The sequence below is a fragment of the Paenibacillus sp. P4_A9 genome, from assembly GCF_056402415.1.
Window position 1 is genome coordinate 1 of sequence record NZ_JBFUHL010000071.1, and the last position, 21,082, is coordinate 21,082.

23 protein-coding genes are annotated in these 21,082 nt (G+C 44.6%); 3 read left to right on the forward strand and 20 right to left on the reverse strand.

What is annotated here, in order from left to right:
* Positions 1 to 229 precede the first annotated feature (229 nt).
* The 11 genes from AC1DVJ_RS26150 to AC1DVJ_RS26200 form a co-directional block, all read right to left on the reverse strand.
* The gene (locus tag AC1DVJ_RS26150) at positions 230 to 598 is read right to left on the reverse strand and encodes a VOC family protein (protein WP_477594917.1); all 369 of its coding nucleotides are present in this window, start codon (positions 596 to 598) and stop codon (positions 230 to 232) included.
* 200 nt (positions 599 to 798) lie between these two features.
* Positions 799 to 1,743 (reverse strand): ABC transporter permease, encoded by a 945-nt coding sequence (locus AC1DVJ_RS26155; RefSeq protein ID WP_477594919.1) that lies wholly within the window; start codon positions 1,741 to 1,743, stop codon positions 799 to 801.
* Positions 1,736 to 2,668 (reverse strand): ABC transporter ATP-binding protein, encoded by a 933-nt coding sequence (locus AC1DVJ_RS26160; protein ID WP_477594921.1) that lies wholly within the window; start codon positions 2,666 to 2,668, stop codon positions 1,736 to 1,738. The genes AC1DVJ_RS26155 and AC1DVJ_RS26160 overlap by 8 nt, the downstream gene beginning before the upstream one ends.
* A gap of 418 nt (positions 2,669 to 3,086) precedes the next feature.
* Complete coding sequence (locus AC1DVJ_RS26165; protein ID WP_477594923.1) at positions 3,087 to 3,617, reverse strand: hypothetical protein; 531 nt, start codon at positions 3,615 to 3,617, stop codon at positions 3,087 to 3,089.
* 112 nt (positions 3,618 to 3,729) lie between these two features.
* Positions 3,730 to 4,164 (reverse strand): GyrI-like domain-containing protein, encoded by a 435-nt coding sequence (locus AC1DVJ_RS26170; protein WP_477594925.1) that lies wholly within the window; start codon positions 4,162 to 4,164, stop codon positions 3,730 to 3,732.
* A 177-nt stretch (positions 4,165 to 4,341) separates the two neighbouring features.
* The gene (locus AC1DVJ_RS26175; protein WP_477594927.1) at positions 4,342 to 4,470 is read right to left on the reverse strand and encodes a hypothetical protein; all 129 of its coding nucleotides are present in this window, start codon (positions 4,468 to 4,470) and stop codon (positions 4,342 to 4,344) included.
* 15 nt (positions 4,471 to 4,485) lie between these two features.
* Positions 4,486 to 6,117, reverse strand: coding sequence for a hypothetical protein (locus AC1DVJ_RS26180; RefSeq protein ID WP_477594929.1), 1,632 nt, complete (start codon positions 6,115 to 6,117; stop codon positions 4,486 to 4,488).
* Between the two features lie 64 nt (positions 6,118 to 6,181).
* Positions 6,182 to 6,694, reverse strand: coding sequence for a hypothetical protein (locus AC1DVJ_RS26185; RefSeq protein ID WP_477594931.1), 513 nt, complete (start codon positions 6,692 to 6,694; stop codon positions 6,182 to 6,184).
* 393 nt (positions 6,695 to 7,087) lie between these two features.
* Entirely contained in the window at positions 7,088 to 7,546 is a 459-nt protein-coding gene (locus AC1DVJ_RS26190; protein WP_477594933.1) for a RidA family protein, read from the reverse strand.
* Positions 7,547 to 7,627: 81 nt separating this feature from the next.
* Positions 7,628 to 8,080 (reverse strand): YoqH family protein, encoded by a 453-nt coding sequence (locus AC1DVJ_RS26195; protein WP_477594935.1) that lies wholly within the window; start codon positions 8,078 to 8,080, stop codon positions 7,628 to 7,630.
* Between the two features lie 105 nt (positions 8,081 to 8,185).
* The gene (locus tag AC1DVJ_RS26200) at positions 8,186 to 9,466 is read right to left on the reverse strand and encodes an adenylosuccinate synthase (protein ID WP_477594937.1); all 1,281 of its coding nucleotides are present in this window, start codon (positions 9,464 to 9,466) and stop codon (positions 8,186 to 8,188) included.
* Positions 9,467 to 9,575: 109 nt separating this feature from the next.
* Here AC1DVJ_RS26200 and AC1DVJ_RS26205 point away from each other — a divergent pair, with 109 nt between their 5' ends.
* Entirely contained in the window at positions 9,576 to 10,460 is an 885-nt protein-coding gene (locus AC1DVJ_RS26205; RefSeq protein ID WP_477594939.1) for a LysR family transcriptional regulator, read from the forward strand.
* A gap of 68 nt (positions 10,461 to 10,528) precedes the next feature.
* On the opposite strand, the gene AC1DVJ_RS26210 is transcribed toward AC1DVJ_RS26205, so the two are convergent.
* From AC1DVJ_RS26210 to AC1DVJ_RS26220, 3 genes are read right to left on the reverse strand one after another with little or no spacing between them, the layout of a single operon-like run.
* Entirely contained in the window at positions 10,529 to 10,951 is a 423-nt protein-coding gene (locus AC1DVJ_RS26210; RefSeq protein WP_477594941.1) for a VOC family protein, read from the reverse strand.
* The gene (locus tag AC1DVJ_RS26215; protein ID WP_477594943.1) at positions 10,948 to 11,868 is read right to left on the reverse strand and encodes a DMT family transporter; all 921 of its coding nucleotides are present in this window, start codon (positions 11,866 to 11,868) and stop codon (positions 10,948 to 10,950) included. The genes AC1DVJ_RS26210 and AC1DVJ_RS26215 overlap by 4 nt, the downstream gene beginning before the upstream one ends.
* A gap of 47 nt (positions 11,869 to 11,915) precedes the next feature.
* Complete coding sequence (locus tag AC1DVJ_RS26220; RefSeq protein WP_477594945.1) at positions 11,916 to 12,716, reverse strand: VOC family protein; 801 nt, start codon at positions 12,714 to 12,716, stop codon at positions 11,916 to 11,918.
* 170 nt (positions 12,717 to 12,886) lie between these two features.
* Here AC1DVJ_RS26220 and AC1DVJ_RS26225 point away from each other — a divergent pair, with 170 nt between their 5' ends.
* Together AC1DVJ_RS26225 and AC1DVJ_RS26230 are read left to right on the forward strand one after the other, a co-directional pair.
* Positions 12,887 to 14,044, forward strand: a complete 1,158-nt coding sequence (locus AC1DVJ_RS26225) for a glycosyltransferase family 4 protein (RefSeq protein WP_477594947.1) — start codon at positions 12,887 to 12,889, stop codon at positions 14,042 to 14,044.
* A gap of 12 nt (positions 14,045 to 14,056) precedes the next feature.
* Positions 14,057 to 15,376 (forward strand): UDP-glucose dehydrogenase family protein, encoded by a 1,320-nt coding sequence (locus AC1DVJ_RS26230; RefSeq protein WP_477594949.1) that lies wholly within the window; start codon positions 14,057 to 14,059, stop codon positions 15,374 to 15,376.
* Between the two features lie 79 nt (positions 15,377 to 15,455).
* Here the strand turns inward: AC1DVJ_RS26230 and AC1DVJ_RS26235 are convergent, their stop codons facing one another.
* The 6 genes from AC1DVJ_RS26235 to kdgD form a co-directional block, all read right to left on the reverse strand.
* Positions 15,456 to 16,157 (reverse strand): SDR family NAD(P)-dependent oxidoreductase, encoded by a 702-nt coding sequence (locus tag AC1DVJ_RS26235; RefSeq protein ID WP_477594951.1) that lies wholly within the window; start codon positions 16,155 to 16,157, stop codon positions 15,456 to 15,458.
* A 23-nt stretch (positions 16,158 to 16,180) separates the two neighbouring features.
* On the reverse strand, positions 16,181 to 16,984 hold the full coding sequence (locus AC1DVJ_RS26240) for a metallophosphoesterase (RefSeq protein WP_477594953.1): 804 nt from the start codon (positions 16,982 to 16,984) through the stop codon (positions 16,181 to 16,183).
* Positions 16,985 to 17,134: 150 nt separating this feature from the next.
* Positions 17,135 to 17,470, reverse strand: a complete 336-nt coding sequence (locus AC1DVJ_RS26245) for an ArsR/SmtB family transcription factor (protein ID WP_477594956.1) — start codon at positions 17,468 to 17,470, stop codon at positions 17,135 to 17,137.
* A 131-nt stretch (positions 17,471 to 17,601) separates the two neighbouring features.
* Positions 17,602 to 19,059 (reverse strand): alpha-ketoglutaric semialdehyde dehydrogenase GucD, encoded by a 1,458-nt coding sequence (gucD, locus tag AC1DVJ_RS26250; protein ID WP_477594958.1) that lies wholly within the window; start codon positions 19,057 to 19,059, stop codon positions 17,602 to 17,604.
* 1 nt (position 19,060) lies between these two features.
* Complete coding sequence (locus AC1DVJ_RS26255) at positions 19,061 to 20,062, reverse strand: mannonate dehydratase (RefSeq protein WP_477594960.1); 1,002 nt, start codon at positions 20,060 to 20,062, stop codon at positions 19,061 to 19,063.
* A gap of 12 nt (positions 20,063 to 20,074) precedes the next feature.
* On the reverse strand, positions 20,075 to 21,001 hold the full coding sequence (gene kdgD / locus AC1DVJ_RS26260; RefSeq protein WP_477594962.1) for a 5-dehydro-4-deoxyglucarate dehydratase: 927 nt from the start codon (positions 20,999 to 21,001) through the stop codon (positions 20,075 to 20,077).
* Between the last annotated feature and the right edge of the window lie 81 nt (positions 21,002 to 21,082).

Sequence of the window (21,082 nt, forward strand, 5' to 3'; positions counted from 1 at the left end):
CATTCTATATAGTCGAAGCCCAGTCGTTGAAGTCTTTCAGCCTCTTGAATTCCACTGCACCATCCAAACGTGTACATGTACATGCCTCCTAATGATTTATAATTACGAATCTACCTTTCCAATATATCAAAATATCCCATCGATTTATATCGAGAATTTATTTACTTCCACGAAAAGAAGAGCTGCAACTAGGCAGCCCCTATTTCCCTCTAGCAAACTTGGATATTTTTTATTGTGCATTCAAATCCGCTTGTGAAATACCCACTATCGTTCCACTCGGATCCGTAAAATAAGCAAGGTAGCCCATTCCTGGCATACTCATTTTCGGAACGACAATCGTTCCACCATTCATCGTAACTGATGCTAAATAATCATCAATAGAAGTCACTTCAATGGAATTAATAGTCCGAGTCGTGCCATCAGGAGATTTCATTAATCCTCCATCGATCCCTGGTTCTTCGCTGCTTCCCGTCTTAATAAACCAATAGTCTTGTGGTCCTGGAAACTTAGTGAATTCCCAATTAAAAGTTCGTGTATAGAACTCAATGAGTTGATCAGGTTCAGCYGCTTGCATTTCAAATCGCAATATTCTGCTCATAACATCTCCTCCTTTTCTCACATTATAATGAACGAACATTCGCATTGCAAAGTTATGCATCGCCGCGCTTTAGCGCTTAAACTCCCGTTTTAATATCACCCTTTTTTTGATTTGGGACATATCTTTCCCGCTAAATGATAAAAGACAACCAATCCACCTGGGTTGGCTGCCTTTTATTCCCCCCAATATTCCTAAGCAGCTTAAGCCGCAACGTCTCTTCGCGTGAAAATAAGCCAGGAAATCAGATTAAAAGCAAGAAAGTAAACCGCGAGCACTATGATGGAGAACGAAAGCGTCATGCCAGGCTGGTAAGTTCTTTCAGTCAAATATTGAGTAAGATCGGTATTCGCAAACAACAGGTATCTGCTCCAATCGAACCGATGCAGCGCCTCCAGCAGAATATTACCTCCAAACATGCAGGCAATGGAGAACCCAATGGCCATCGTGCTGCTACGGAAAGCGGACGAAATCATAAAGGCCATCGTGACGTACATAATCGTGGAAATCCCATTGAGCATATACGTTTTCCACAGATTGAGAACCATATTCTTCTCGACGATATAACCATCATATGTCACTTCGATCAAAGGCAGATCTAGTTGTCCAAAGCCATATAAAATACCGTTCACCGTGACAGAAACGAAAAACAGCGTGAATAGCAAAAGTATGCCGAACATCAACGAAGAGATATATTTGGCTATAAGGATTTTAACGCGGCTGCTCGGTCGGATGAGCAACAGCTTGATCGTGCCCGATGAGAATTCGCCTGCTAGACTGTCTCCCGCGATGATGATGGTGAACACGGTAATCACGAGCACCATTGAGGCCGAACCGTTGATGCCATCCCACATTGTGCCATCTGCCGTGGGTATATTTTTCTCCAAGTGATAGTCGATGAGGGCGTTCCGCTGAAGGTTATATGTTCGGCTTTCTTCGTCTAGGTCGGGCTTCTTCAGAGTCTCGATACGGTGCTCCTTCTCCTGTTGTAGCTCCGTCCGCCAGCCATCGCCTTGCGATGGTTTTCCATCCGAATTCCATTCTAAAATATTAACAAAAAGCACCAAGGCGATCATAAATCCGACCAGAATCCACGTTCTCACACGTCGATAGATCTTCATGTTTTCATTGCGCACAAGATTAAACAAGCTGCTTCACCCCCGTTATTTCTAGGAAACGATCTTCCAATGATAGGCGAACCATCTGAACGCCATAGATGCGAACATGTTGTTGCATCAGTCCTGTCAAGATTTCCGGAATGCGCTCCCGTTCGGTTGTGACTTCGACATGCCCCTCTTCAGAGAGCTTGACTCCTTGAATGTCTTCCATTTGCCTCAAGATCTCTATCGCCAGTTCTGTCGGCTGCGCTTCAATTCGATACGTTTGAGCCTCTTCGTTCCCCTGAGTAAAATGCTCTATCGGCTTCACATCGATTAGCTTGCCCTTCTGGAGAATGGCGATCCGGTCACACATAAGTTCCATCTCGGACAAGAGATGACTGGAGACAATAACCGTTATACCTTCGTTGCGGGTCAATTGGCGCAAATAATCGCGCAACTCGCGAATTCCCGCGGGGTCCAGACCGTTCGTCGGTTCATCCAAAATCAACAGAGACGGTCTGTGCAGCAGCGCCTGAGCAACCCCGAGACGCTGACGCATGCCGAGCGAGTACTTTTTGACTTTGTCGTGAATCCGATCCTCCAACTTAACCAGCTTAACCACTTCGTCGATTCTTTCTTTCGACACACCCGGCACCATGCGGGCGTAATGAACAAGATTCAGATATCCGCTCAAATACTTATACATTTCCGGATTTTCCACGATGGCTCCGACGTGTCGGATCGCTTGCTCGAATTCGGTTTTGATATTTTTTCCTTTGATCAGAATCTGTCCCTTGGTGGTCGACATCAGTCCGACGATCATACGGATGGTCGTTGTTTTTCCGGATCCGTTCGGGCCAAGGAAGCCGAAAATTTCGCCTTGCGGCACATCGAATGTTAGATCGTCAATAATTGTGGCTCGGCCGATCCGTTTCGTCACATTTTGCAAACTGATGATAGGTTCGTTGCTCATACACGGCCTCATTCCTTTACTAGTTATAGTTCCTTAAAATGAATGCATTAAGTTAATAGCATATTGAATTTATCATATAATTTATTGATTTACAATATATTATTGTTGTTATGAATATTACTAAAAACAACTAACCTATAGCAGAACAGGCTAACTATCATACGTCAACCTGCTTCCTAAGTAATCTTCAATAATAATAAATAACAGTGTTTTAAATAATAAACCAGTATCGAGGCCATTTATCACTATGAACAAACCTCTATGGAGGTCATTCAACGATGAGCGACCGCGTTTAGAAGTGGAGCTTGGTAGGTTTTCTGACCAAACTGAAAAACGTGTTTGGAAACCGAAATCTTATACTTCTACTATGTCTAAAAAGCCACTCCATTGAGTGGCTTCCAGTTGTATACTGTAATATTCATTTCTTACGTTTTTTACTGACCATCACTATACTAATTAACAGTATTAGGGAAAGAGTAAAGATTGCCATTATAACAGGCCAAATTTGCCTATTAAACCGTTCTGAACTATCCCCTACAATTTGAGGAACTTCATTTTTTAAAACGATGGGATCAAGATTAGTGCCTTTCATTGCTTCTTCTCGCGCAGTATCCCAAGGACCGGTACGCCCGCATAAGTTGGTTTTTAACTTCCCATCCCGCTGGCTTCCAAAAACTAGATATTCAGTGCCTTTTGTATAGGGATCCCAACCGTTATCATAAATCTCAACTATTTGATCATCTATCCCCTTCCATGCTACTTCGACTTGGAAAATAGTTAGCCCACCACTTTTAATATCAATTGCTCTCCCCTTGAAAACGACGGAGCTTTGCTCGATCTCTTGCTTAGCTGGTTGTGGAGGCGCACAGGATAAAGCTTCTGCATTTGGCACGTTGTATAAAGCAAATCCAATCATAGCAAGTATTACAATCCCAATCAGTTTTTTCATGAACTCACCTCGATGTTTTCAGCTTTACCATATGACCCTAGCTTCTTGCGCACCGGGAATAGCATCGTAAAGTCGAATGTTTCGATTTCCGAATAGGGGATTGTGAGAGCGTTCAACGGTTCAAGCGGGACCGTCTCATCCCAAGTATGCCTTCACGCTGATCGAGCTCGTAATCGGGTGACTGCTCCAACCACGCAAACATTTCATCATATGCGCGCCACATGTGAGCCTCATTGCCGTATACGATGGCACTCGCACAGAGCCCTCCGCGCACCTCCAGAGTCTCAATGCCTTCCGGTACATCTCCGAACTCGCGAACCGCCAGTCCGACCCAGAGCGTGTCGACTTGCTTGCTCCATTGATCCTGCGGAATGAACACATACGCAGAGGGCCCATCTGTGAGTCTCGCATCATTAACGGGTATCTGCGCTGTAAGCGTGCTCCACGCCACCCGCGTCCCGCTCTTGTCAGCTGTCAAACCCGTCCGTACTGCCAAAACCTTGAAAGGCGCCACTTCAACTAACTCAACAACTATCGACTCCTGCAAACTACCCTCTCCTCTCTTCGCGATTATCCATGATGAATACATCCTGCTACATAAATTCACCATTTTCCAGAAAAATCCTTTTCAAGCATAAGATTAGGATATCCCGTCACTCCAGTAACCAAAAGAGGATCTCACTTGTGTAAGATCCTCAACAGCAGCCTTCTTTGCCATTTAAAACTAAGCTAACCTCTCAGCCGCATCGACCGTGTGTTTCAGCAAGGTTGCAAACGTGACTGGTCCGACTCCTGACCGAACCATTTCAGCTAAATTCGTTGTCTTCGAATGGCAAATGGTTACTGTTGCCACTCGATTACCATCCCACTACAAAGTTGCCGGGGACATGAAGAACGAATACCACATATTCGTCATGAAAACATCAAGTACAACGAAGTAGAATATCTCCAATCCAACATTCCGTTCGGACAATCCTTTTCTCCATAAACGGGTCGCGAGATAAGAAATCACGGCAAACAATAAAAGTACAAGCAAACTAGCCCAAACTGATTGCAAGAAATCGGGCATCACCTGTAGAGCGATTGTCTTACGGTAATCTCCGATAAATAACGCTTTTACCGCCAAATACATCGCGAGTGATATCCCAAAGTGCCGCTTCGCGTGCTCGTCATAATGATATTGCCAGAAAACACTGATGACGACTAAATAAAGGCCGGGTAATAGGATCCATTTTAAACTAATAAGCGAGGTAAGTATGCCAATCCCCCAAAACAGCGGTAGATTCCCTGCAGCATGTTGTAAGTCCTCTGCACGAATGCTGTTCATTCGCTCCTGATAGGGAAGCTGATCTGTGGCGTAATAAACACGGAACGTTTCGGCATTTACAGCGTCCAACCAAATGGATATTGAACTCCCGTTGTTCGAGACAAAGTTCGGATAGGTAGCGAATCCACCGAATTGACTAATCCTAGTGGTGTCCATAATTTTACCATCCTTAAAGCCAACCTTATACACCTCTTGACTCGTTTGACGCCTATTTTTCTCATAAACCGACGATACCACAAGCTTTAAACCGCCAGTAGATGAATGCGCAAATGTAGGATGTAAAATCGTATCGGAATCGATCCCCTTTGAAACAGGAATGTTTAAGATTTCATCCTGCACTTTATCCGGTTGATTAGATGGGAAAGTGATCATGTGCAAAGTACTTTTCCCCGATTTGCGTGAGCTGGTCGTATACACAGTCATAAAAAGAGAACCATCTACTCCCAGCGCCATATCATCCAAACTACTCGTTGCATTATCCAGATCCTTTAGTTTGTTCTGCACAAGCGGTTTCCAAGAATCAGACGCTAGCTTTACGTAGTGAAACGATTCATTGCCATCTTTATTAACTGCGTAAACTAGGGAAAGGCTGTCGCCAGAGGTATCCATCACACCTTGTATATGCTTCATATTCGCTATATCAAGCTTGGACCAACTCAGTTTTTCATTCGGATGAAATGTGCCTACATAAAGCGTTGATTCATTGTAAGCCAGCAATACGCTTTCCTCTTTGGAACTCATCACAGTTTGAAATTTGGTTATATCATTTTCAATAAGTACGTTCTTCGCAGACCATACACCGCTCTTCCACTCACTCGAAAATAGCTTATTGCCGTCCCCGATCCAGATGATATGGTCGCTATCAATCACCCTAAAGGAATGGAACGCGCCCGCATCTGGTAAGGGACGAGTCTCATTGCTATTACGCCCCTCTTTATCAATCGTGACATACTCGAGTGTTTTCCCTGCTAGGTATGTAAAGCTGCTCTCGCCAATCATTTGCACAGGTTCACCATACGTAGCCAACTGCGTTAATTCCGTCGCCCTGCCGAAAGGTTCCGGATATGGCTTCACATTTTCATTTGCCAGCATACAAGTTTGAATCAAACCGATGACTAGAATTGCTGCTAGAAACGGCACATATGTAAATAACTTCCATCTTGCTTTCTTCAATTCGAATTACCTCCAAAACTTACTTATCCCCATACAATTACAAATATTATGTTTCGCGTTTTAATTATCCATCGTTCAATAAACGCTCAACCCAATGATAACATTGATTTAATTGCCCTTCACTAATTAAATCAGATCGGTGCTCGAACATGATCTTCACATCATCGTTCTCTTTGGCAATAATTTTGAGATATTGCTCTATCGGTGCCCAGCCATCTCGTGGATCCAGCTCAGGTAAGACGGGATGGCGACTATTGGCTATAGTTTCATTTACTTGTACATTACTCAGATGGATCGAATTGGCAAAACGTGTGAATGTACGAATGATTTTTTTAGCATCAAAAAATGGATCTACCTTTTCTTGCAAGTAGAGTCTTGCCGTATCGAGACATACCTTAATTTTAGGATATTCCAATAATAGCTTTTCTAGAAAATTCGTTTCATAGATGTAGCGATTTAATGCATCGAATTCTAAAACAGGAATGAAATCATACGCCTCGCTTTTCTTTGTAAGCCACTTAAAGAGTACCTCGGTCCGTTCAATGAATACCTCAAATGTAATCTCGCTTTCAACCATATACTCTGATTCGTCTGAAAATCTCCACGAGCTCCAATTTACCCTTTCATCTAAAATGACAGGTTTAGGATAGTGAAAAAGGATGTATGTAGGTCTGATCATCATAAGGTATTCAAGCTCATTTTGAATCCAATCAAAGGCTGAATCTCTAATCTCAGGATCCTTAGATAGGAATAAGGCATCCCTACTTTTAGATAAACTAGCTCGTAATGGGAAATGAATACCAATATGAAATTTGTTGCTTTTCGACTCATTTATAAGGTTTAATATATCGTTCTCCGAATCAAATAAACACGCCTCTATCCCGAAAAAACCGTCGCGAAAGTCCCTCTTATATTTGTTCTCATCATAATTTCCGTATTGACCTATCATGAATCGATACTTCTCGTTCATTTATTCTTCAATTTCAAAAATAGAATCCACAATAATCGGCAGGTTATCTCTAACCGATACAGCCCCGAAGACGGATCGCGCATGCATCCCCTTTTCACCGAAAACATCCAACAGGATGTCCGAACAGCCATTCAACACTTTGTGATGCTCCTCAAATTCAGGAACGGCGTTAACAAATCCTTGAAGTTTAACAACTCTTTTAACATGATCTAGAGACCCTAGAGCAGATTGCAGAACAGCGAGAATTTCAATCCCGGCTAGTCTAGCAAATTGATACCCTTCTTGTGTTGTATATTCCTTACCCAGTTTCCCTTTGGGACTGCCGGACGGACCCTTACCTGATACGAACAATAGACCGTTTACTTTCACATAATTGGCATATTTCGCAGCTGGCTCACTTGCCTCCGGTAATCGGATTCTTAGTGCTTCTAATCTTTCAGCAATGTTTTGTTCTGGCATATGACGTCCTCCTAAATGTAACAACCCAGATTTCACAACATTAGACGAAACCAACACGGATAAGTTTCAGCCTATTTCCCTTTATTTACATGAATTCATCGGACTGGTTAAAATGACAGGACCCAGCCGCCCCGTTTTCGTATTCGAAAGTCGGACCTCCATCGTACTATTCGTTAAATCAGCCGTAATATCATCAATTCTTCCAGCCCACGTGGGGCCATCTTGCTGTGGCGTTGGATACAGCTTGAAGCGCCAACTAATCTCATTTGGAATAAAAGTGAAACCTTCATACCCATCATAATCGCCGATCGAAAATGGTGCAGGCAAGTGATTCGCATGCATGCTGATACTGGTACGAGGAAAGCTTGGTGTTAGTTTCACTTTGTAAACGAGCGCTGCTCCTCTCGCATTAACATTGTCATCATTTACTGGGTTAAGAACGGCACTACATGGCATTGGTACCTCAGCTTGACCTTGACCTGGACGAATCAGGACACTCCCCAAAATCAACGTAACCACCATACTTTTCTTCAAATGAATCCCTCCACAAAAGTTTTGTGGTTATTTTTCCCATTTACTCGATTACTATGATTTTTGTATAAAAAGCCACCTCGCGGCGGCTAAGCAGTCAAACTGCAGCTATCGTTGAATCACTTGCTCGCGTCTCGGACCAACAGAGACCGTTGAAATCTTAACGCCTATTACTGATTCCACGAAATTGATGTAGGCTTTCGCCGCTTCTGGTAGCTCCACCATTCGATTAACCTGAGAGATATCGCATTTCCAACCTGGCATTCTCGATAAAACAGGTTTAGCCGAATCTATCAACGCGGTGACTGGAAACCGATCTACAATCGTCCCATCTTCCAATTCATATCCGACACAAACAGGTATTTCATCCAAATAGCCTAACACATCCAGATTTGTTAAAACGACACTAGTCGCACCCTGGATCATGCAGCCATACCTGGTGGCAACTGCATCAAACCAACCCATACGTCTTGGACGCTTCGTGTTTACACCATATTCACCGGCATCACCGCCGCGACGTCTTAACTCGTCAGCCTCGCTCCCGTCGAGCTCCGAGACGAAAGGCCCCGCACCTACACAGCTCGAATAGGCTTTCACAATCGCTATCACATTAGTAATCGCATATGCGGGTAGTCCTGCACCGACAGGAGCAAAACCTGCAAGTGTCGAAGATGACGTCGAATACGGATAAATACCATGATCCGGATCACGCAGTGCACCAAGCTGCCCCTCCACCAATATGGGCTCACCTTTTGCATTCGCATTTTGGAGTAGAGTCGTTGTATCGCAAACGTATGGAGCTATTCGTTCAGCCTGACTTAACAGCTGTGCCATGATTTCGTCTAATGAAACGGGATTATGTCCATATAGATGCGTGAGCAGCACATTTTTCGCCGTGAGCAAATGTTCGATTCGTTCCTGTAACCGAGTTTGATTATATAAATCGGCAACCTGAATGCCGAGCTTCGCGTATTTGTCCGCGTAAAATGGTGCGATTCCTCGCTTTGTTGAGCCATAACTGCGAGCGCCAAGCCGCGCTTCTTCGAGTTCGTCGAAGAGTCGATGTACCGACAGCACCACCTGCGCTCGTTCAGAGATAAACAACTTTGGCTTAGGTACACCTCTTGCTGCAAGTTCCTCTAATTCGCCTAACAATATATCCATGTCGAGAGCGGTTCCCGGGCCAATTACATTCGTTACATGAGAATAAAACGCGCCTGAAGGCAGCATTCGCAACGCGAATTTACCGTAATCATTAATGATCGTATGCCCTGCATTGCTTCCCCCTTGGTACCGAACAACGTAAGATGATTGTGCCGCTAAGACATCCGTCATCTTTCCCTTTCCCTCGTCTCCCCAATTCGCTCCAACAATCGCAGTTACTGTCAAATCTAACGCCTCCTACACTTGTTTTGCCTTACAAAGCTTATTATAATAGCGTCAATGACATTAGAATAATTGATATAAGTAATATCAGATATAAGGCGAGGTAATGGATATGGATATTAATTTGGAATGGTATCGTGTTTTTTATTGGACCACCAAGACAGGCAGCTTATCGAAAGCGGCCGAAGCGCTTCATATCACCCAGCCCGCGGTGAGTCATACGATTAAACAACTGGAAGCTGCTTTGGGTGGTCAACTCTTTTTTCGAACCGCTAAGGGAGTCACGTTAACTGTTGAAGGTGAGGTGTTATTTCGTTACGTCGAACAGGCTTTTAGTTTTATGAAAATCGGTGAAAAAGCCATCGCTGACATGCATAGTTTACATAGCGGGGAGATCAACATTGGGGCTAGTGATACGTTGTGCAAGTACTATCTACTGCCTTATCTTGAGGCTTTCCACGAACAACATCCAGGAGTGCGAATCCGCGTTACGAACCGTACAACACCCGAAACCTTGGCATTGCTCAAGGAGGGAAAAATCGACTTTGGTATCGTCAGCCTACCCGGCTCGGACAAGCAGATTGATTTCCGCGAAAGCTCCTCGATTCAAGACTGTCTTGTTGGAGGCAAAGCTTTTGCTGAGCTAGCTGGCCACTCATTATCTCTAGATGATTTACATGCCTACCCACTGCTTTTATTGGAAGATGGGGCAAGCACAAGGCGCTATATCGATGAATTTGCTGCCTCTAAAGGTGTTACGCTCTCACCCGAGTTCGAGCTTGGAAGCATCGATCTTCTTGTGCAGTTTGCCAAGCGTGGCTTTGGACTCGCTTTTGTGATTGGTAATTATGTAACCGAGGAACTCGCTGCAGGCGACTTAATCGAAATTCCACTAACCCCGCCAATTCCTACGCGCAAAATAGGGCTTGCCACCCTTCGAGGTGTCCCGCTTTCGGCGGCATCGAAGTCATTTATGGCGTTGTTGCCTTTATTGTAGAAACAACTAAGAGKCTGTATCACGCAAGCAGATTATACTACTTGATGACAGCCTCTATTGGATACTTTTTACATACTTGCTGGCGCTACCAACTCTACTTTGATCCGATCCGGATCTTCAAAGAAGACAGCGTAGTAGTCCTTTCCCCCAGCATACGGATGCTTTTCCGCATAAAGAATTGGAACACCTTTTTTGGCTAACTTAGCTGTCATCTCATCTACCTGCCCACGTGAGCTTGCGTGAAAGGCCAAATGATTAAGGCCGACGCGGCTCCTGTGATACGGGATATCCAAAAACCGTTCCTCCGCCTGCACAAAAACAATGTAGGTTTCACCGATTTTCCAGCTCTGGCCTCGTTCCCATTCTTGATACAGATGGTACCCTAAGTCGGCTAACAGCCACGACCAAAAATTCATCGAACTCTTTAAATCTGATACATATAGCTCAATATGGTGAATTAGACCATGTGAGTTCGGAGTCGTTTTATTCATAAAATCATCCCCCTCCGCTTACTGATTACCTCACCTAATTTCTGTACTGGCACACTGAACAAGATGAGAACAGTAGCTAGACCATCCATCCAAGTCAACCGCTCGCCTAATAAAATCATTATAAACACAAGCGTTACGAATGGGGCAAAAAAGGTGAAACTCGCGATTAATGACGCAGATGAGTACTTCAATGCCCTGAAATACAGGAAGAATCCGAATACGATGTTGCTTAGACATAACCATACTACGCCAAAGAAGTTCGACATTTGAAGCATCGTCCCCTGTGAATATAGGAGCATCCCCGCAATGGCCAATAGCCAGGCTACTAAAGTAATCATAAGGGTGCTGATAAGCATGTCTTTCTTGTTTTTCTTCACGAGATTCGTAAACAGTCCCCAGCTCACTGCTGCCAATATCGCCAACAGATCCCCTTTTAGGTTTGTAAAACTGAAATTGGCGAAGTCCCCCTTGGTAATCAGTAGCATAGTTCCTGCAAAGCCCATGATGATCGAGAGGATTTTGTAGCGATTTAGCTTCTCTTTATGGATCGGAATAGCAAATACAACGATAAAAATTGGAAATAAATAATTTAACATCGACGCTTCTACGGCCGGAATGAGTTCAAGTGATTTTAGATAGAGAAAATCATAGAGGAACGTAAACACACCGCAGGCAAGTACCAGCATCCACTCAGACAACCGCCATGACAAGATGGTCTTCCCCTGCGATTTGACGACTAGAATGACTCCAAATATAACCACGCCTATACCATACATATAAAATAAAACCTGATAGCTGTCTAATTGATTCAATACCAATTTACTAACTGCAGCAACCGATCCCCAGATCAACAGCAAAATAGGCATAAGTACAAAAGGGTTTTGGGATGCGTTTAATTTCTTTTCATCATGTGTCAATGCAGCCTGCTCCTCAAGAACAACTATTTTCCTTGGAAACTCTTATCTTACTTGATAGAAAACGGTAAATTCAAGCGAACAGGCACATCTTCGAGGAAATTTGTTAGTTTCAAATAGAAGTGATACACGTTTATTTGAAAATAGAGCTGATCTTCATCCTTCCATTCATTAGGAATGCCATTACGATCTAGTTTAGCTTTTATCTCTTGCATGAACCCCATGCTGCTAACGCCAAAAGTGACAACCATAGCGGCGGGTTGCAAAGCCGTCATTGCTATGGGAATCCATTTGCGCTTCGTCGATGAAATCACGGCGTGTGCGGTTCCCCCAATCGCAAAGCTAAAGTTTTCAGACACTTTATCCAACTTGAAATCAAAGAGATGTACCAACAACTCTCTAAATTCAGCTACATCATCAACGGGAAAACCGATTTCTCTCAGGTATAAGATTTTCAGATCTCCTTGTGTCGGCAAAATACCTTCTTTGACATATGGATGCGCGATCATCTCCAGTAAATTCCCATCTCCATCACGGAAATACACATTTCCCCCGGTTCCAAAGTGATCAATAATTCGCCCATCTGGCCATTTCAAAAGGGTAACACTGGAAGATCGAAGTTCACTAACCAAATCATCAAATTCCGAACATGGCACTTCGAAAGCAAAATGCGCTGGATGTAAAGCAAATTCTGTTTCTCTAAAAGTTAATGTGAAAAATTCCGTTGGTTGGAAGCTAATTTCATTCTCGGATTCCGAGATCACTGGAAAATGTAATTGATCCTGATAAAATTGTTTCACACCTTGAATGGATACTGTAGGTAACTGCAGTTGAGCAAAATGCGTAATCATGGCTTACCACATCCTCTCTGAAGCTAATAACATTGTCATACTACTTAGTATACATTCATGTTTAGAAAGTACAACTCAGTAATTATTATATTCCCTTCATATTCCAATGATCTTCCCCTAATAATCCCATGCTACGCTAAAGCTATATTGGAACTACAGGAGGGATTCATATGCGTCTCGCGTTGTTTACCGACACTTTTGTTCCTCAAATGAACGGCGTTGCACTCACGCTTGGCAGATTTACGGACTATTTGAACCGGCGAGGCGTCGAACATCTTGTTTTTTCACCGAAAAGCACGGCTGACACGGTTTACTCGGACCCGATTCGTCCGATTACGAGCATCCCTTTTTTTCTATATCCCGAAGTCCGATTGGCTTTACCAAGGCTTATTACCATACGCACAGAGCTTGAGCGTTTTCGCCCCGATTTGCTTCATTTAGCAACTCCTTTTAACCTTGGATTATGTGGGCTGCACTATGCGCGCAAACACCATGTACCACACGTTGCCTCTTATCACACTCATTTTGATCGTTATCTTTCTTATTACCGAATGAGACCTGCCGTTCCTCTTTATTGGAGCTATATCAATTGGTTTCATCAGTCCTGTGATGCAACATTCGCTCCCTCACAGGATACGATCTCAACCTTGCAAGAACATGGCATAGATCGCCTATTGCTCTGGTCACGCGGTGTAGACTGCTCATTATATACACCAGAAAAGAAAGGTAACGACGTTCGTGAACGGTATGGGATTACCGCCCCTTTTCTCTTCCTTTATGTAGGTCGAATTGCTCCTGAAAAAGACATCGACACCCTATCTGCCATTATGAAATACTTACCAGATTCTGTGAAAGACCGTGTTCACTGGCTCATTGTTGGAGACGGCCCACAGCTTCAAGAGCTGCGTGAGCAAGCGCCGGCTAATGTGACGTTCGCAGGGTATCAGAGTGGCGAAGCGCTTGCTCAGATCTATGCTTCCGCTGATCTCTTCGTATTCCCTTCCAGTACCGAGACGTTTGGTAATGTCGTTCAAGAGGCTATGGCATCTGGACTCCCTGTTGTTGCTGCCAATAGCGGAGGTGTGCGAGAAATGGTGCTCCCAGGGGAAACTGGCGTATTATGTACGCCACGTAAGTCGGAATCTTTTATTCGTGAAATCTGTGCTTTGGTCGATGATAATGATCGCATGACTAGCTTTCGTGCCGAAACCCGCCAGTTCGCGCTTGGTCGATCGTGGGACACCATTTTTGACCAATTGCTGCACGATTATGAGCAGATCATTGATTTTCGTCGTATGGGGAAGAAATCTGGATTTTACACAGCTTAAGGGGGAAAACACATGCGATTAACGATTATTGGCACAGGATATGTCGGATTGGTAGCTGCTGTTTGCTTTGCAAAGTTGGGACATATTGTGACAGCGGTTGATCGGGAACATGTGATCCGAGACCTACAAATCAATAAATTGAACATTTGGGAGACGGATCTGCTAGAAATGCTTGAATCATGCCGCAGCGAAGGATATTTGTTCTTCGACACCAATATAGCAAGAGCTTCTGCCGGAGCTGATGCTCTTATGATCGCTGTTGGAACCCCTACTCGTGCAGATGGTCAGACCGATCTTAGTCATGTCGAAGCTGTGGTTGCTCAACTAATGTTAGCTGGCGTCTGTCCTCCTCTTGTGATAATGAAAAGTACTGTTCCTGTAGGCACTTGCGATGCGCTTGAACTAAGCTTCATAGCTGCCGGCATCCAAACTGAAGTCGCATTTAACCCGGAATTTTTACGTCAAGGCAGTGCTGTTTACGACTTTATGAACCCTGATCGTATCGTTTTCKGGTGCCGGACGTACCCAGCAGAAGCTGCGCTTTATCAATTATACAAAGGGATTGACGCTCCAATCCAAGTCTGTGATCGACGCAGCGCCGAGTTAATCAAATATGCATCCAACGCATTCCTTGCTATGAAGATTTCATTTGCCAATATGATGTCTGATGTTTGTGAAGGGTATGACACTGATATTCGCGAGGTTATGCATGGCGTTGGCTCGGATCGACGCATTGGTCCTCATTTTTTACAAGCAGGCATTGGGTATGGCGGATCTTGCTTCTCCAAAGATCTACAATCCCTGCTGACTTCCGGAAAAGCCATCGGACTGTCACTTCCCTTACTCGAGGCAACAGCTCACATCAATGAAAAACGAATTCCGCAGATGATGGATAAGCTGATCTCACTATGGGAAAATCCACGTGGAAAGCGTCTAGGTGTGCTTGGAATTTCCTTCAAACCGAATACCAACGATGTGCGTGATGCGCCATTTCTAACTTTGGTACAGCTGTGTCATCGCTATGGTATTGATGTTCAGGCCTATGATCCAGTCGTTCAAAATGTTTCGATGGAAGACGTTACATTGATGGATTCTGCTTATGAGGTATCGGCAGGTGCTGATGCCCTCATTATTATGACGGAATGGCCGGAGTTCGCTGAATTGGATTGGGTTTACATAGTTCAGCTTATGCAACAACCTATAATCTTTGACGGTCGCAATGTCTTATCGGATCAGGTGATTTCGCGGGTGATGACAATAGAGAAAATGATCTATATCCCTGTGGGAAGATCTGTGGAACGAGCTAAGAAAGCTATTTCGGCAGGCTTGTAAAAGAGGATTAAAAACGGCATCCATGGACGTAATATGCTCCTTGGTTGCCGTTTTGTTATTTTAAGTAAAGTTTAACCCGTCAAATCTCAAATAATATTTTCCGCGCTACAGCTTCTGGCTCAAGTAAATTACCCTCTTCTTTCTGTCTCATAAAATAATGCGATAACTCGAAATCCGTCTCTCGTGCTATTTGTTGCATACCTGTATTCATCATTCCTGGGTCTATGGCTAGGATCCGAACAGGATTCGTAGCTCCGGCTTGCTCAAGCTCTACACATTTCGTGAACATGTTCAGCGCTGCTTTCGCCCCGCAATAGAGGCTCATACCGCTTGCTGGATATTGCCCCGAGCCTGAAGAGATGTTAACAATTGTGCGTTTAGAAGTCCATGTGGTTGTTTCTTTCATAAAATATGAAGTAAGTATGATCGGTGCTGTTAGATTGAGTTGAATGGATGAGACAATTTCATCTTGTGAACAATCTTGAATATTTTTTATTGGGGTTACGGTTGCAGCATTATTAAAAAGAGTGATTGTTTCAATCTTTATCGAATCTATGGATTCGATGATCTGCTGTAAGCTTGCTTGAATAGTATCTATCTGTGATAGGTCAGCAGCTATGAATGTATATCTTAATCCTGAGGCAAGTGCAAGTTGTTGAATATCCGTGTTCACCGTCCGCGATATGGCAAAAACCTGATTCTCCTCGGACAACAGCTGTCTTGATAATGCTGCCCCGAGCCCACTTGAAGAACCCGTAATGATGTATACATGTTTAACCAAGCTGATACCTCCTGCTATTCATGCTAAATTCGAATTGTAAAAACTGTAATCTCCGGTGAACACGCCAGTCGAATTGGAAGCCGCGAGGTTCCCAGACCACGGTTGATATAGAAATGTCTTCGCTTATCTAATCGCCTAAGCCCGACATGATAGTTCTTAAATGCGCCAATCGTATGTCCAAGCAGCCGAACCTGGCCCCCATGCGTATGTCCAACAAGCAGTAAGTCATACGGAAGTTGATGATGGAGTTCAGATTTAATAATACTGGGGGAATGAGCAAGCATGATGACATAATCATATTTTTGTATTTCAGTTACACTTGTAGTCAGATGTTCATACCCACTAATCGAGTTATCAAAACCATAAATCAGCCACTTCTTCTCGCCCATCTCGATCGGGTATTCACAATTGGATAAGACTATCATATTCGACGCTTGAACGGAGCTCAGGATATCCGAGTATTCTTGCTTCGAATACATTTGCATGCGGGATCGGACTAACCCATAACGCTCATGATTTCCCGGCACAAAGAATTGATAAGGACAATCTATTTTACGAATTTCATCTAAAACTGTATCCAGTTGAGGCTTGCTACTGACCAAGTCACCTGTGATCATGACAAGATCAGGTTTGACGTTATTCACCATTTTACTCAGAGATCCATTAATGAATTGGGTTTGCCCATGCAGATCCGATATCTGAACAACGGTGAAACTCTTCTTATCCGGATCGCCGAGGTCAAGATGTTCATATTTGACCCAGAAGGTGCTATAAGCAAGAAATAAGGCTCCGAGCACGAGTATTACGAGAACACCGGATATCACCATATGACGATAACAACCTCCTCTTATATGCTGAATACCTTCCTCGTCTATGCATACATGCAAATATACATCTTTTTCTCACCATTTTCCAATTCCATGAAAGAATCCACTCAAGAAACGAAAAAACCGCGCTGAGCGCGGTTCAACTAATTTTTAATCCTCATCGAAATCCGTTTCCAACAATTGCTGCAGCCGCAAAAAGTTTTCATTCCAGAATTTCCCATAGAAGGCTACCCAATCTTGGATTTCCCTTAACGGAGCAGCTTGCAGCCGAAAGCGCGTTTCCCGTCCAACCTTGCGATCGATGACAAGTCCAGCCTCTCTCAGAATCGTCAAATGCTTAGAAACCGCCGTTCTCCCCATTTCAAAATGAAGCGTGATTTCGTGGAGAGGTAATTCCTCGGCCTCGGCTAAAAGATGAAGCAGCTTACGCCGAGTTGGATCGGCTACTGCATCATACACATCTCGTGTTGGATTCTTCTCGTCCACAATCACCCCTCCTGACTCTTCACAATGTAAAAGGAAACCTAATGGTGTCTAGTCATTATGCGATGCAAAGAGGTGTCGTGTCAAGTTCACGCACAAAGCAAAAGCCAGCTGCAGAAGCAACTGGCTCTCCTCTATGATTTTATAAACACCGTCTTAATATCCGTGTAAAACTCAATAGCCGCCTGCCCTTGCTCCCGTGAGCCAGAGCTCGACATTTTCATGCCGCCGAACGGGGCTTGCAGCTCTACACCAGCGCTCTCGGCATTGATTCGTACAAGGCCTGCGTCAATATCATGCATGAAGGTTAGCATTTTCGAGAAATCTCTCGTGAAGATCGATGCGCTAAGGCCAAATTTCACGTCGTTGGCAATTCGAATGGCTTCCTCGAAGGTATCCACTTTGATTAAGGCAAGAACAGGTCCGAAAATCTCCTCCTGCGCGATCGTCATCGCGCTTGAAATATGTTCAAAGACCGTAGGCTCAATGAAAAAGCCTGCATCTAACCCCTCACCTTGTGCTTTACCCCCGCCGCAAAGCAAGGTGCCGCCCTCTTCGATCCCTTTGGCAATATAGGATAGCACGGTATGATACTGCTTCTCGCTTGCGCACGGTCCCATCCACGTAGATGCATCCATCCCTGGACCTACGCGAATCTCCTGAATTCTCTGGAGCAGCTTCTCCTTAAACACATCGTAGACTTCGCTTAGCACGATAACACGGCTTGTAGCCGTGCATTTCTGTCCGGTTGAGCGTAAACCACCGCTAACTGTCGCCTCAACAGCGAGGTCGAGATCCGCATCGTTGACTACGATGATCGGGTTTTTACCACCCATTTCCAGCTGATATTTCGTTCCCTTAGCGAGTGCGGCCTGGCCAACACCTTTTCCAATCCGATCCGATCCCGTAAAGGTAATCCCATGAATGTCCGGATGATCCGCTATCGCTTGGCCAATAACATCGCCTTGGCCAGTCACCATATTTACGACACCATCAGGAATCCCCGCTTCTTGGAAGCATTCCATGACTAGAGCAGCCGTTACAGCTGTTTCCTGAGCAGGCTTAAATACAATCGTATTACCGAAGATTAAAGCAGGCGCTATTTTCCAGATTGGAATGGCCACCGGGAAATTCCAAGGCGTAATCACGCCGACAACGCCTAACGGCACGCGTGTCGTGAACATTAAGGCAGCGCTGTCCGTTGACGGAATGACGTCACCCGTCTTCCGCATGCCTTCGCCTGCATAATAGCGCAGAATAGCGATGCCACGTGCGGTTTCACCTTTGGCCTCAGGGAATGTTTTCCCCATTTCACGCGTCATCATTTCTGCAATTTCATCCAATCGGCGCTCTAGCTTATCGGCAACCTTGTACAATAGATCACCGCGCGCAGATCCAGATAACTTGCGCCAACCCAGCTTCGCTGCTTTCGCTGCCGCAACAGCATCATTCAAATCCGCTATGGATGATTTCTGTACATATCCTACAATTTCATGTCGGTTCGCTGGGTTAATACTCGCCTCCACCTCGCCGCTAGAGGCCGCAAGCCACCCACCATTGATATAGTTCAGATACGTTTTACTATCAGTCATGTTAGTCTCTCCCGCCTCTAAACTCCGTTAAAGCGGCCAATAGCGCCTTTACGTAGCCAATCGCATAGGCCCAGCCAACCCAATTCATCTTGGACTCTGCACTTCGATGCGGTGCGCGATCCATTTCCAACGAGGTGATATGATCTGGATTAATGCAACCGTTATAGCCGACCTTATGGAGCTCCAGCAATATTCTCGCCATATTCATGTGACCATCGTCTAGCATAGCCTCTTCAAATGCACCCGCCGTCGCCAGACTGCCTCGCACATTGCGGAAATGAACAAGAAAGATTTTATCCTTGCGGCCATACTGATAAATTTCATCCAGAACGAGCGGCGTTCCACCAGCTTCTCCGCGTGAGCCTACACAATAGACAAGGCCAACATTTCTGCTAGGGAAGCTATCGATTACCCTGTTCAAACCGAGCCCACCGAACGGCGTGTTATGATAAGGCGTGTCCGAAGGATGCACAGCGAGCTTCATCTCATACTCTTCCGCAAGTGGTACCAACGTACCGAAAACCAAATCGAAGCGCTTCCACCAAGCATTCATTTGTTCCACCGTAGGAGGTTGTTTGTCCAGATTACGCTTCAGCGATTCCCCGCGAACGAGCGCGCCGCCTCGGTGTACAGCTGTATATTCCTCCGCCATATAGGGGAACACATCTCCAGCAAAACGCTGGCGAACGAGCGTTATCCCGGCTTCACCGAAGGTTTTGATCGCATTACTGACGTTGTCCAACTGGATTTCAGTGCCAGGCTCCTCCAACATAAAGCTAGCTGACATATCCGGAAGCGTCACACGATTAATTTCCATCCCATGAGAACGAACTCTGCGTTTTAATTGCAATAGTTTATCCAGATCAGGAAAACCCTGCTCACGAACACCTGGAAAGGAACCACCTTGCGTAAAATCTATACAGTCAACGCCAAGCTGACACATTTGTCTCAAATCGATATCGGATAGTTCACACGTAGGAACTTGAATGGATACCTTCATCATGACATTTTCCTCCTAACCGTTATTGGCTACCGCGACCAGATCTAAACTCCGTTTAATAATGGCCTCCAACCGTACATAATGCTCTCGTTCCACTTGAACTAACGGCGTTCGTACTTGCAGCCCGATTGGCAATCCAACAATGTTCATACCTGCTTTAATCAGTGAAACCGCATACCCTTTGCGGAATTGACGAATACGATGAATCGGTAATATGACTTCTTGATAAATGGAACGGACCGTCGCCTGATCGCCTGCAAGCAAGCTTGTATAAAAGGTTCTCGATACTTGCGGAATGTAATTGGAGATGGCCGATGAGTACGAAAGATAACCTAGTGCCGAGTAAGCTGGCATCGTTAATTCAGCGAGCGGCATGCCATTCATCCATTGTAACCTTGAACCGATGGCTTGTACGAATTCAATATTTAGCTCAAAGTTGCCTAAACCATCTTTAAATCCAATGACATTGGGCAAGTCAGCCAGCTTTTCTAGGGTGCTTAAGGTAAAAATCGCGTTATCACGCTGATAAATAATGACCGGTAAACTTGTACTCTGCGCAAGTGTCCGATAATAGTTATACAAACCCTCCTGCTCGGGTATGATCAGATATGGCGGAAGCAACAATAAACCGTCAGCGCCAAGCTTTTCTGCCAGCCCCACACGTGTTACTGCTTCTCTAATATTACCTCCTGCCCCTGCGAAAACAGGCACTTTGCCAGCTGAAGTCGCGACTCCAACGCTAACTAATTGTTCATATTCTGTGATATCCAGAGATTGGAATTCCCCTGAACCCGCGCAAACGAAGACAGAATCTAAGCCATTTTCCACTAAAAAACGGACGTTAGCTTGAAACGCTTTCTCATCTACCTGCTCATTATGATCAAACGGCGTAACCGGAAAGCCCATTATTCCTGCGAGTGACATGTTCAAATCTTTCCCCATAGCTAACAGCCCCTTTGCCTATTCTTACTTGCTTATGAAAGTAATTATAGAAAATGGAGGCGTTTTCGTCTTTATAAAAAC

Coding starts and splice junctions, on each gene's coding strand:
- AC1DVJ_RS26240 (WP_477594953.1), bottom strand. CDS start 16,984: ATGGTGATATCCGGTGTTCTCGTAATACTCGTGCTCGGAGCCTTATTT.
- AC1DVJ_RS26255 (WP_477594960.1), bottom strand. CDS start 20,062: ATGATGAAGGTATCCATTCAAGTTCCTACGTGTGAACTATCCGATATC.
- AC1DVJ_RS26190 (WP_477594933.1), bottom strand. CDS start 7,546: ATGCCAGAACAAAACATTGCTGAAAGATTAGAAGCACTAAGAATCCGA.
- AC1DVJ_RS26205 (WP_477594939.1), top strand. CDS start 9,576: ATGGATATTAATTTGGAATGGTATCGTGTTTTTTATTGGACCACCAAG.
- AC1DVJ_RS26225 (WP_477594947.1), top strand. CDS start 12,887: ATGCGTCTCGCGTTGTTTACCGACACTTTTGTTCCTCAAATGAACGGC.
- gucD (WP_477594958.1), bottom strand. CDS start 19,059: ATGACTGATAGTAAAACGTATCTGAACTATATCAATGGTGGGTGGCTT.
- AC1DVJ_RS26160 (WP_477594921.1), bottom strand. CDS start 2,668: ATGAGCAACGAACCTATCATCAGTTTGCAAAATGTGACGAAACGGATC.
- AC1DVJ_RS26220 (WP_477594945.1), bottom strand. CDS start 12,716: ATGATTACGCATTTTGCTCAACTGCAGTTACCTACAGTATCCATTCAA.
- AC1DVJ_RS26165 (WP_477594923.1), bottom strand. CDS start 3,617: ATGAAAAAACTGATTGGGATTGTAATACTTGCTATGATTGGATTTGCT.
- AC1DVJ_RS26210 (WP_477594941.1), bottom strand. CDS start 10,951: ATGAATAAAACGACTCCGAACTCACATGGTCTAATTCACCATATTGAG.
- AC1DVJ_RS26185 (WP_477594931.1), bottom strand. CDS start 6,694: ATGGTTGAAAGCGAGATTACATTTGAGGTATTCATTGAACGGACCGAG.
- kdgD (WP_477594962.1), bottom strand. CDS start 21,001: ATGGGGAAAGATTTGAACATGTCACTCGCAGGAATAATGGGCTTTCCG.